An 11,030-nucleotide genomic window follows, 5' to 3' on the forward strand; every position below is an offset into this window, starting at 1 on the left:
GCGGCTCACCTCGGGTCTTCCTTCGCGTCCGTGACGGGCGTGCGCTGCTCGCCGAGGTCGATCCGCCGACCCGCGGTCGAGATTGTCGCCGTGATCACGTCACCCGTGTGCAGGTAGTGCGGGTTACGGGCCTGGCTCTTGAAGAACGCCTTCCACTTCAGGGCGGGCGGCAGCAGCGCGCCGATCTTCTCGACCGCCTTGGGCGGGGCCTTGAGGGCCGTGCCGCCGGGGGTCCCGGTAAGCAGCAGGTCGCCGGGGTCGAGGGTCTGGAAGCGGGCCAGCAAGGTCAGCGCCTGCGCCGGGCGGACGATCATGTCGGCGAGAGTGCGGTCCTGGCGCAGCTCACCGTTGACCGACAGCCTCAGCCGCAGATCCAGGAGGTGGGCGAAGTCCTCGGGCTCCAGCAGCGCCAGGTAGGGCCCGGTCGGTGTGAAGGTCGGGTAGGACTTGCTCTCGTAGAACTGCGTCTTGGTCAGCTGCACCTCACGGGCGCTGACGTCGTTCGTGATCACCAGCCCGGCGACGTACGACGGCAGGTCGCGCTCCTCGACGACGGTGCCGAGGGGCAGGGATGCGCCCATGACGAGCCCGAGTTCGATCTCGTAGTCGAGGAACTTCACGTGCGACGGCCGGACGATCGCCTCGCCCGGGCCGCTCACCGACCCGGACGCCTTGCGGAAGAAGGCGGGCGGGATGTCGCCGCTGAAGCCCGAGTCACGTGCATGGCTGCGGTAGTTGACCATCTGTGCGACCACGCGGCAGGGAGTGGTGACCGGCGAGAGGGCGACCAGGTCGGCGACGGGCGTGCCCACCTCCCCGGAGAGGGAGGCCTCGCGCACGGCCGCCCGGTCGGCGATCAGCTCGGCGGTGGTGGCGGCCTTGGTGTCGACGGGGACGGCCCGGTCGAATGGGGTCTCCCCTGCTCGAGCGGAGTCGAGAGCTCGGGGAAGGAGGACCCACCAGCCGTCGGCGGTGCGCAGGACGTTGGTGCTCATGTCAGTACCTTCGTGAGGGGGTCGGGGTTCAGGACTTGGCGGCTCTGAGCAGGCCCAGCAGGCGTGCCGGGTCCATCTCGTTGTCGCCTCGCAGGGCTTCGATGACGTCACGGACCCGCTGCGGGGAGGGGCTCGCGCCGAGGAAGTCACGGGTGGCAGGAGGCCCCCACTGGGCGAGGCCGGTGGTCGACATGGGTGCCCAGCCGGGCTCCAGGTCGCAGGAGAACAGGTCGCCGTCGGCGAAGTGCTCCAGCATGAAGCGGTCGGGGTCGCGCCAGTAGTCGAAGAGCTGGCTGCCCTGGATGTGCCGACCGATGCCCCAGCTGCGCCGGTAGCCGCGCTCGGCCAGGTACTCGCCGCCCGCGGCGATCGAGTCGAGGTCGGTCACCTGGTAGGCGGAGTGGACGTAGCCGTTGCCCGGGCCCAGGTGCATGGCCAGCGTGTGGTGGTCGACGGCCCGGCTGCCCTGGTCACAGCGGATGAACGCCATCGTCGGGCCACGGCCGCGCTGGCCGTCCAGGAACAGGAAGTCGGACACGATCATCCCGAGGGTGTCCAGGTACCAGTCCAGGGCGCGCCCGAACACCCTGGTCTCCAGGACCACATGGCCCAGGCGCTGGATGCGGGAGGGTTCACGCGGCGGGCGCTGGGTGACGTTCGCGCGACGGTGATCGGTGCCGAAGTTGAGCAGGAGCGGCTGCTGCTCGGGCAGCGCCGGCAGTTCCTCCCCGCAGTGCACGACCCGGACCGGGAAGCCGGAGGGGTCGAGCAGGTCGACCGCCTTGCCGCCGCCGGGCACGTCCGCGTCTCGTACGGACGTGCGCGTGGCGCGGGCCAGCCGGTCCAGGTCGGCCTGCTCGGCGGCGCGGAACGCCGGGCCGATGAAACGGGAGGTCCGGCCGCGCCGGATCACCATGCACGGTGAGCCGGCGAAGGTGCCCCGCAGCCACAGCTCGCTCTCGCTCCGGGCGGCGATACCGAAACCGAAGTCCCGGGCGAAGACCTCGGCCCGGTCCAGGTCGGGCTTCTCGAACTCCAGCCATGCCAGGTCGGCGACCTTGATCACGGGGTTGCGCGACCGCCCGGGATGTTCGCCGCGCAGGGCGCCCTGCGCGGCGTGAAGGTCCTGGTGGGCCGTCCTGACGTCCGGGACGCCGACTGCGGTGACGCGGGTTTCGGACATGGTGCCCTCCAAGCGACATTGCCATAATGATGAAATCATCAAGTGTGACGGTTCCGTCGTCAAGGTGTTCGTTAGGGGGAAATGATGAATTCATCAGGACTGTGATCGTCATCGTCTCCACGGTTAGACTCTGCGTATGCCTACGTCAGCCCCGCCCAGCAACCGGTTCGAGCGGCGTCGCGCCGAGACCCGCGGAGCTCTCGTCCGCGCGGCCCGCCAGATCCTCGCCGAGACCGGGGACACCAGCATCAGCATCCAGGTGATCGCCGAGCGCGCAGACGTCGGCTTCGGCTCGTTCTACAACCACTTCGACTCCAAGACGGAGCTGTTCGAGGCCGCGGTGCAGGACGCGCTGGAGGAGTTCGGCCAGACCTTCGACGAGCACCTGGCCGGCATCGACGACCCGGCGGAGCTCGTCGCGACCGGCTTCAGGCTCAGCGCCCGCATGGCCGAGTCGCACCCGGAGCTGATGCAGGTGCTGCGCCGTCGCGCCCTGGGCCACATCCACTCGGACAACGGCCTGGCCCGCCGGGCGCTGCGGGACGTCGAGGTCGGCATGGCCTCCGGCCGCTTCACCGCCGTCGACCCGACAGTGGCCCTGTCCGCACTGGGTGGCACCTTGCTGTCCCTGGTGGAGCTGAGATTCGCCCGCCCCGACGTGGACGGCGATGACGCCGCGGTGAACCTCGCCGAGATGGTCCTGCGCATGCTGGGCGTACCACCGGACGACGCCCACGAGGTCGCCCGACGCCCCCTCCCCGACCTCGTCTGACCGACCACCGGCGTCCACCCCAGCGCATTCAGGGGCGGGGTCAGCTCACCCCGGCCCGTACGGACGTCCGTGGAGGCTATGTGGCCGTCCTTCGCTGCCGAGACGACCGTACTCACGCCCTGCGGCCATGAGCCGGGAACAAGTGCAGATCAGCAACGGCATTCAGAACCTGCGGGAGTCACAACCCGTGAATAAAGCCAGGGCGAGCCTTTACAGTTCGACGGCGGTCGTGGGCGTCGTGTCGTGCAGTGCCTGTTGCGCACGGGCGGTCACTGTCCGGGTGAAGGCGTTGAGCGCGTCGAGGCCGGCGGTGCTGCCGTCGTCATCGGAGACGACGACCCGCACCAGGATGCTCCCGCAGCGAACCACCGAGAGTCCCTGCGATACGCGCGAACCACTGCCGGGCACAGTGCCGGTCATGGTGACAGCCGATGACTCGTCCCCGTAGGCCGGCAGAGTCGCCTGCGTCACCTGCTTCGCGTCGTTGCTGTCGGCGTTTTCGGCTTCCACTCCCAGAAAACCCTCGGCCGCCGCGGCCGCTGAGGGGTACGCCAGAACCTCGACGTTCACCTTGTTGTAGTCGGCACCGGGGCCCGGCTCGTATTCCGACTGCAGGTCGAGAACCGAGCCGGTCTCGCAGATGGGGTGGGACTGCCCGTCCTTTGAAATACCGACGCGGCTACGGCACTGCTGCGTCGTCGGCGAGCCACTCGCGACGGCCCACCCCTGCGGCAGGCTCGCTGCGTCCGGGAGGATCTGCCGCACCTTCACCGCGTCACGTACTGCGGAGGCGTCAGCATCCGAGGTAGCGTCCGAGGTACCGGAGGCCGGGCGGGAAGGCGTTCCCGCAGGGGACTTCCGACCGGACGACGGCCCGGCGGCTGAGTGGTGGGAGTCGTCGCCGGTGAGCAACTGCACGCCCCGGTAGAGGCCCAGGGACAGCAACGCGACGAGCAGGGCGGCGATCCCGGTGAGGGATACGCGGGCGGCGCGCGTATTGGTAATGGTCAGCGGGCCCAGTGAGATCTGGCTGTTCCGTACCTTGCTGCCGCCCCCGATGATGATGCTGCCGGTGTACTGCGGACTGACAGCGTGCGCGGGCGGCGCATCCGGCGGGGGGCCGGCCAGCGCTACGGCCATGCGGGTCCGGAACTCGGGATCGGCAGCCAACGCTTCCCGGATTGCCTCCTGCAATCCGGCGACCGCCGACGGATCCGCGGGGTCGGCGCTGAGCCCGTCCAGAGCGGCGCGACCGTCACCGGAAGTGACCAGCCGCGCCCGGACGAGGTCGCCCACCGCCCGGCCCGCCTCGTTCCCCACCGCCGTGGCCGCCCCTGTCGCCAGGCCGGTCAGTACCTGTACGGCAGATAACGCCATGCTCCCTGCCACATCATCCATGTGACACCCCCCAAGCCGTCGGACCTTGAGACAACCACAGCCCCAGCGCCAGCGCCAGGATGCCCGGCACGTGCCCACGTAGTACCGACGACGACGCCTCCAGCGGCCGCGCCCGGCCCCGGCGCCGGGCTGATCAGAAGCCACCGGCCGGCGCGGCCTGCCGAGGCTTTCAGCCCCTGACAACGGGTCAGCGATCCCGCACGGATACACCCCCCGCCAGCGTTAATTGTCCGGTCGCCGGACAACGATGCCTTGTCCGCCGTCGACCTGCGGGTTTGTCTCCTCGTGTTGACGGACAAACCACGCCGACGCCAGGGTGAGAAGGCCAGCGCGACTCGTCGCTTAGAGAGCGGTGGTTGCGCGGGCCACGAGACCACCGTCAACACCACGGCCAACGGCTGGTGGACCCTCTTCCGCCACCCCCAGCAGCTCGCCCCGCTCCGCGCCGAGCCCACGCTCCTGCCCGGCGCCGTCGAGGAACTGCTGCGCTACGACACCCCGTTGCAGCTCTTCGAGCGCTGGGTGCTCGACGACATCGAGGTGGGCGGCACCGTCATCCCGCGCGGGTCCGAGGTCGCGCTGCTCCCGCGCCCAGGCGCCGGGACCAAGGGCGATAGGGGCGGCCGTCGCCCTGCCGTCTCGCCCGGCAAAACCGACGACGTGCGCACCGCGTACCTGGAGGGCCGCTCGATCACAACCAAGTTCTGCGATCTCAGGTGCCGCACCCCGAACGGACCCAGCGCCGTAAGGGGCTGGCTGGCCCGCTCCCCCGGCGGTACCGCTCTGGTGCTGTTCGCATCAACGCACTGAGCGCCTGGAGTCTGCCGGGGCTGACAGGTTGCGAGCATCGCACCTCCCTGCGGTATGGAGGCATGAACTGTAAGTGCCGACTTTGAGTATTAGCCCACAAGTAATCAGTAGGGAGTAATCTCCTGCAACTCCTCTATGTGTCCCCGGCATGATGCGCTGTCATATTCCTGACCCGATTGTCCCGTTCATCTCGTTCAACCCGTCAAGGGAAGGCAGGAAAATGGGCAGGTTCAGGTACGGCACCACGGCGTCGGCGATCGCGCTGGCCGCGTTGGGAGCGCTCGCTGCCGCGGGAGGCACAGCTCACGCGGAAGCGGGCCAGGACACCATCACCATGTACAAGCAGGAGAAGACCCAGTGGTGCTGGGTCGCCTCCGGGCTGACCATCGCCAAGTTCCAGGGCTTCGGCTCCACACAGACGGACTTCTGCAACCGGGCCCAGCCCTACTACGGCTGCAACAACCAGCCCGCCACGCTCGACGACATGGCCAAGGGGTGGAGCAGCCTCGGCATGACCCACACCGGCACCGGGTTGAGCAGCGCGGCCACGTTCAACCAGGTGTACACCGACGTCAAGGCGGCCCGACCGATCGGTGCCCGCATCGGGTGGACGTCGGGGGGCGGCCATATGAACGTCGTCTACGGCTTCGACACGTCGAACAACACGATCGCCGTGACAGACCCGTGGCCGGACACCACCACGTACACATGGTGGAACTACAACGACTACGTGAGCAACAGCTCGTCGAAGTGGACCCATTCCCGCATCGGTATCTCCCGCTAAGGCAGGCGACATGCGCGACACCAGCGGCACCGAAACGTCCAGCAAGCGGGCGGTCTCCCGCTCCTCCCGTCTGTCCCTCGTCATCGCAGTGAGCGCGTCCGCGCTGCTGTCCGTCGTCGGTCCGACGCACGCGGCCGCCGCCAAGGACCCCCTCCCGGCCGACATCCCCGACTACCAGGCCGCCCTCAACGCGGTGAAGTCCGCCGACGTCCTCAACACCGTCTGCCGATTCCTGCGCACTCCGGTGCCCGCTGACGGCGCCGGCGGGCCAGTGCAGACCATCCCCGAAACGGCCGAGCCCCGCCAGGGCCTCCCGGCCTTCACCATCAACGACCCGGTGGCGCGGAACGAGATCACCCCCGGGTTCGTCGCGGGCACCGCGAACCCCCTGCCCACCGAGGCGATCCAGCTGACACAGCTCGTCTCCTCGCTGAGCGCCACCGTCAACGGCCGCAACGCCACCGTCACACTCGCCCCCACCCAGGGCGGCGGCTGGCATCTGGCAGCCGTGAGCGACGGCGACAGCGACGCCGCGTACGCCGGCAAGGCCACCCTGGGCACACTGGTCTTCACCGAGCCGCAAATCCGCGGCTGGTACCAGCTCAAACTCAACACCGTCGAGCCCCTCAACGACCAGGCAAGGCAAGGATTAGGCGGCCAGGCATCGGTGTCACTCAGCGACTACCAGAAACTGGTCAAGGCCCGCTACGCCGACAAACTTCCCGGATCGGAGTACGCCACCAAGGGCTACTCCAGCGGCTACAGTCGCCAGCACGCGCAGGACGACGGCCCGTCCTCCACTCTGCTCCTTGCCAGCGGTTCCAGCGCGGCGCTCGCCCTCGCGGGCGGAGCCGTCGTGCTCCGCCGACGCCGACGCGCCAGCACCCACTGAGTCCAACCCCGCACCGCCACTGCGCTCCGTTCCGACAGCCAGCCGGGACGGAGCGAGTGCCGGTCCGGTTATCGCGCTGTGGGTTGTGTAAGGGCGGGCTCAGCGGCTGGTGGGTGCGTTCCAGTCGACGAGCTGGACGATGACGCCGTTGGGGTCGCGGACCTGGAAGGCGCGTTCGCCCCACTCCTCGTCGGTGAGCGGCATGGTGATCGAGACGCCCTCGGCACGCAGGCGTGCCAGCTCGCCTTCGAGGTCATCGACGGTGAAGGCGAGGATCAGGCCAGTGGCGTGCTCATCGCGCTGGTCGGCGGGCAGGGTGGCGAGGCCCCGCCGCAGGAATATGACGTTCATCCCGATGTCGTCGCGGGTCAGGGAGGCGAAGCCGTCGGCGGCCATGTCCTCGCGGAAGCCGAAGTGCTCGGTGAGAAAGGCGCTGGAGGCGGCGACGTCGTCGACATTGAGCGACACGGCACTGGCGGTGATCTGCACGGGGGCTCCTCAACGTGATGATCGAGCTTACTCTATACGTCGTACAGTGTACTGCGTATAGAGTAAGTGTGCGAGAAGATGCCCACGTGGCGACAGAACGAACCAGCGCCGGCGACCCGGCCCGCACCCTGCAACTGCTGTGGCGCGCGAACACGGACAGCGGCCGACGCGGACCGCGACGGGGACTGAGCATCGATGCCGTGGTGGAAGCGGCGACCGTCATTGCCGACACCGAAGGCCTGGAGGCGCTGACGATGCGCCGGGTGGCCCAAACGCTCGGGGTGGTGCCGATGACGCTCTACACCTACGTGCCCGGCAAGGCCGAGCTGCTCGACCTCATGCTCGATGCCGCCTACGCCGGCATGCCGCGCACCGACACCACCGGACAGCCCTGGCGGGACCGCGTCACCGCGATCGCACAGGAGAACATGGCCCTCTTCGAGCGCCACCCGTGGGCCGCGGCGGTCACCACCGCCCGGCCGCCGCTGGGGCCGGGGCAGATGGCCAAGTACGAGCACGAACTCTCCGTACTCGACGGGCTCGGCCTCGACGACGTCACCATGGACGACTGTCTGAACCATCTCCTGGCCTTCGTACAGGCCAGCGCCCGCGCCGCCGCCGACGCCCGCGCCGCCCGACATGACAGCTCAATGGACGACCAGCAGTGGTGGGAGGCCAACGCGCCCCTTCTCGCCCGGGTCTTCGACGCGGACGCCTACCCCCTCGCCGCCCGCGTCGGAGCTGCGGCCGGCGCGGCACACGGCAGCGCCTACGATCCCGACCACGCCTACGCCTTCGGCTTGCGACGGGTCCTCGACGCCCTCGGCGCCCTCATCGACCCGCACCACAACTGAGCGTGCTGCCTCGTCGGCGGCATGAGGCGGAAGGGCGGGTTCAGGTTCAGCGAGCGGCACGCCGCCGGCGCCCCGGCGGGCGGGTGCCCAGGGCCGCACGGGCGATGTTGCGTGCCATGCCCCCGAAAAGGAAGGTGTGGAAGGGCGCGATGCTCCACCAGTACAGGTGGCCCAGCAGGCCGTGCGGATGGAACAGGGCGCGCTGACGGTACCGGGCCCCTCCGCCGGGCTCCGGATCGGCGCGCAGCTCCAGCCAGGCCAGACCGGGCAGCCGCATCTCGGCGCGCAGCCGCAGCAGGCGTCCGGGCTCGATCTCCTCCACGCGCCAGAAGTCCAGCGAGTCACCCACCCGCAGCCGTTCGGCGTCCCGGCGCCCACGGCGCAGGCCCACGCCGCCGACCAGCCGGTCGAGCCAGCCGCGCACGGCCCAGGCCAGCGGGAAGGAGTACCAGCCGTTCTCGCCGCCGACCCCCTCGATGACCCGCCACAGCGCCGCGGGAGAGGCATCGACGGCCAGCTCCCGTCTGTCGGTGTACAGGCTCCCGCCTGCCCAGTCCGGGTCGGTGGGCAGCGGATCGCTGGGGGCGCCGGGCAGCGCGGCAGACGACCAGCGGGTGGTGACGTCGGCATCGCGCACCCGTCGCAGGGCCAGCTCCAGGGCGGCCTGGAAGGGAAGCGGGGTGCCGGGCGGATCGGGCACGTAACGGGCGATGTCATGCTCGTCGCAGACCACTTCGTGCCGCAGGGATTCGGCCAGTGGCCGGGCCAGCGTACGCGGCACCGGGGTGATCAGGCCGATCCAGTGGCTGGACAGCCGGGGCGTGAGCATGGGGACGCGCACGATGAGACGTCGCGGCAGCCGCGCGACCTCGGCGTAGCGGCGCATCATCTGCTCGTAGGTCATGACATCGGGGCCGCCGATGTCGAAGGCGCGGTTCAGGTCCTCGGGCAGTGTGGCGCTTCCGGTGAGGTAACGCAGGACGTCGCGGACGGCGATGGGTTGGATACGGGTGCCGACCCAACTCGGGGTGACCATGACGGGCAGCCGCTCGGTGAGATAGCGCAGCATCTCGAAGGAGGCCGACCCCGAGCCGATGACGACGGCCGCCCGCAGCACCGCCGAGGGCACCGGCGACTTGAGGAAGATCTCCCCGACCTCGGCACGGGAGCGCAGATGCGGCGAGAGGTCCTCGGGCCGGACCCCGGCCGGGCTCAGACCGCCCAGGTAGACGATCCGCCGCGTGCCCGCGCCCGCGGCCGCGTCCGCGAACGTCCGCGCGCAGTGGCGGTCGGTGTCCTCGAAGTCGCGCCCGGTCCCCAGGCCGTGCACGAGGTAGTACGCGACGTCGACATCCTTGAGTGCCGAGGCCACGGACGCGCGGTCCTTCACATCGCCGCGCACCACGTCGACGTCCCCGATCCAGGGGTAGTCGCGCAATTTCTCCGGTGTACGGGCCAGGCAGCGCACCCGGTGCCCGGCGGCGAGGAGATCCGGCACCAGCCGGCCCCCGATGTACCCGGTCGCTCCCGTCACCAGACAGGTGAGCCCCGCCGTCGGCATGCTTCCCATGAGTGGCTCCCGAACCAGTGGTCAGCCGCTCCCGTGCGGATGTCCCGTACCTCATCCTTCGGCCCGGCAGGCGAAAACGGATGCGGACGGCGGGCGCGTGGCGTACCAGCCACCCGACCGGCCGACACCCGCAGGACAGGTACACCGGCGTACGGGGTCTGACGGGCGGGAACGGAGGGAGCATTCCTCGCCGGGTGCGACCGGCGGGACGGTTCGTGGAGATCCGCTGCCCCGGATCCCGGATCAGCAGGAGGCTCATCACCAGCGGCGGCTATCCCCGAGGCGGCGTCTCCAGTTGAGATGTCGCGCCTCTGACCGTGGGCACGACCAACATTTTCGTGACCGTTCCGTCGTCGCCGACGACATCGCGAACGTGCCGGAAGCCGAGCCGTTCGCACATCGCGAGGCTGGCGGTGTTCTCCGCGCCCACCATGCCCCACGCCTCGGTCAGACCCAGGTTGTCGGCCGCGTGCACCAGCAGCCCGGTGACGACCTCCCTGCCCAGGCCCCGGCCCCAGTGCCCGGGGACGAGTGCGGTGACCAGCTCGTGTCCGGGGACGTTGCCCGTCTTCTTCACCTCGGCGTGGCCGACGTAGAGCCCATCCAGCCACAGGCCCCATACGTCGAACAGCCCCTGCGGGTAGACCTCGTTCAGGATCGACCGGAACAACGTCCGGATCTCAGGTTCGGGCACCAGGTCCTGGCCCATCCACCGGCACACCTCCTCGTCGCGGAGCAGGGTCACGAAGCGGTCCTCGTCCTCGGGCCGGTAGGGGCGAAACCGTAGGCGAGCGGTGTGCAGTTCGGGGGTCATGGGCTGCTCCTGGGTGTCGACTCGATACGTGGGGCGCCAGGCTGTCGTAGCCGTCAGTACTAGGAGGGCCAAGGGGTGGGGGCCAGGGGGTGGGGGAGCCGCCCGGGCGCCCCCACCGTCCGGAACGGTCAGGCCTCGGCGTTCTCCATGCGCTCGCGCAAGCTGCGGGGACGCATGTCGGTCCAGACCTCGTCGACGTAGGAGGTGCACTCGGCCTCGGTGCCCTCCTTACCGACAGGCTGCCACCCTGAGGGGACCTCCACGTCAGACGGCCACAGAGAGTACTGCTCCTCGTCGTTGCGCAGCACCTGGTAGCGGGTGTTCTCGTCCATCTCTTCTCGTCTCCTTGGTTCGTTGGATGCCAGTGGGTGGCGGTTCGGGGTGTGCGGGGCGGCAGGGGTGGGCGGGGCCCGTAGGGGCCGTAGGACGTGTCCGCCGGTCCCGTGAGTCGCCGTGAGGCGTGGGGGTG

The 11,030-nt window shown here is 69.7% G+C and carries 11 protein-coding genes and 1 pseudogene; 5 read left to right on the top strand and 7 right to left on the bottom strand.

The features are described 5' to 3' along the window. Positions 1 to 5: 5 nt before the first annotated feature. Positions 6 to 995 carry a fumarylacetoacetate hydrolase family protein gene (locus tag ABD236_RS23860; protein WP_344076551.1) on the bottom strand — a complete coding sequence of 330 codons (990 nt, stop codon included), beginning with the start codon at positions 993 to 995 and terminating at the stop codon, positions 6 to 8. Positions 996 to 1,023: 28 nt separating this feature from the next. Continuing rightward, entirely contained in the window at positions 1,024 to 2,178 is a 1,155-nt protein-coding gene (locus ABD236_RS23865; RefSeq protein ID WP_344076553.1) for a VOC family protein, read from the bottom strand. Between the two features lie 136 nt (positions 2,179 to 2,314). On the opposite strand from ABD236_RS23865, the gene ABD236_RS23870 reads away from it, so the two are divergent. Beyond that, complete coding sequence (locus ABD236_RS23870) at positions 2,315 to 2,950, top strand: TetR/AcrR family transcriptional regulator (protein WP_344076555.1); 636 nt, start codon at positions 2,315 to 2,317, stop codon at positions 2,948 to 2,950. A gap of 210 nt (positions 2,951 to 3,160) precedes the next feature. Here ABD236_RS23870 and ABD236_RS23875 read toward each other — a convergent pair whose 3' ends face one another. Continuing rightward, a complete protein-coding gene (locus ABD236_RS23875) occupies positions 3,161 to 4,348 on the bottom strand; it encodes a hypothetical protein (protein ID WP_344076557.1) in 1,188 nt (395 codons plus the stop codon). 360 nt (positions 4,349 to 4,708) lie between these two features. On the opposite strand from ABD236_RS23875, the pseudogene ABD236_RS23880 reads away from it, so the two are divergent. The 3 genes and pseudogenes from ABD236_RS23880 to ABD236_RS23890 all read left to right on the top strand — a co-directional run. Then, positions 4,709 to 4,933: pseudogene (locus ABD236_RS23880) on the top strand (cytochrome P450); the annotation flags it as partial. Between the two features lie 445 nt (positions 4,934 to 5,378). Further along, positions 5,379 to 5,942, top strand: a complete 564-nt coding sequence (locus tag ABD236_RS23885; protein ID WP_344076559.1) for a papain-like cysteine protease family protein — start codon at positions 5,379 to 5,381, stop codon at positions 5,940 to 5,942. A 10-nt stretch (positions 5,943 to 5,952) separates the two neighbouring features. After that, complete coding sequence (locus ABD236_RS23890) at positions 5,953 to 6,834, top strand: hypothetical protein (protein ID WP_344076561.1); 882 nt, start codon at positions 5,953 to 5,955, stop codon at positions 6,832 to 6,834. Between the two features lie 99 nt (positions 6,835 to 6,933). Here the strand turns inward: ABD236_RS23890 and ABD236_RS23895 are convergent, their stop codons facing one another. Continuing rightward, positions 6,934 to 7,323, bottom strand: a complete 390-nt coding sequence (locus ABD236_RS23895) for a VOC family protein (protein WP_344076563.1) — start codon at positions 7,321 to 7,323, stop codon at positions 6,934 to 6,936. An 86-nt stretch (positions 7,324 to 7,409) separates the two neighbouring features. On the opposite strand from ABD236_RS23895, the gene ABD236_RS23900 reads away from it, so the two are divergent. Further along, a complete protein-coding gene (locus ABD236_RS23900) occupies positions 7,410 to 8,177 on the top strand; it encodes a TetR/AcrR family transcriptional regulator (protein ID WP_344076565.1) in 768 nt (255 codons plus the stop codon). Positions 8,178 to 8,223: 46 nt separating this feature from the next. Here the strand turns inward: ABD236_RS23900 and ABD236_RS23905 are convergent, their stop codons facing one another. From ABD236_RS23905 to ABD236_RS23915, 3 genes are all read right to left on the bottom strand, one after another. Beyond that, positions 8,224 to 9,747 (bottom strand): SDR family oxidoreductase, encoded by a 1,524-nt coding sequence (locus ABD236_RS23905; RefSeq protein ID WP_344076567.1) that lies wholly within the window; start codon positions 9,745 to 9,747, stop codon positions 8,224 to 8,226. Between the two features lie 271 nt (positions 9,748 to 10,018). Then, complete coding sequence (locus ABD236_RS23910) at positions 10,019 to 10,561, bottom strand: GNAT family N-acetyltransferase (RefSeq protein WP_344076569.1); 543 nt, start codon at positions 10,559 to 10,561, stop codon at positions 10,019 to 10,021. Positions 10,562 to 10,689: 128 nt separating this feature from the next. Continuing rightward, complete coding sequence (locus ABD236_RS23915) at positions 10,690 to 10,893, bottom strand: MbtH family protein (RefSeq protein WP_344076571.1); 204 nt, start codon at positions 10,891 to 10,893, stop codon at positions 10,690 to 10,692. Positions 10,894 to 11,030: the final 137 nt, after the last annotated feature.

This window comes from Streptomyces crystallinus, assembly GCF_039521265.1.
Classification (GTDB): domain Bacteria; phylum Actinomycetota; class Actinomycetes; order Streptomycetales; family Streptomycetaceae; genus Streptomyces; species Streptomyces crystallinus.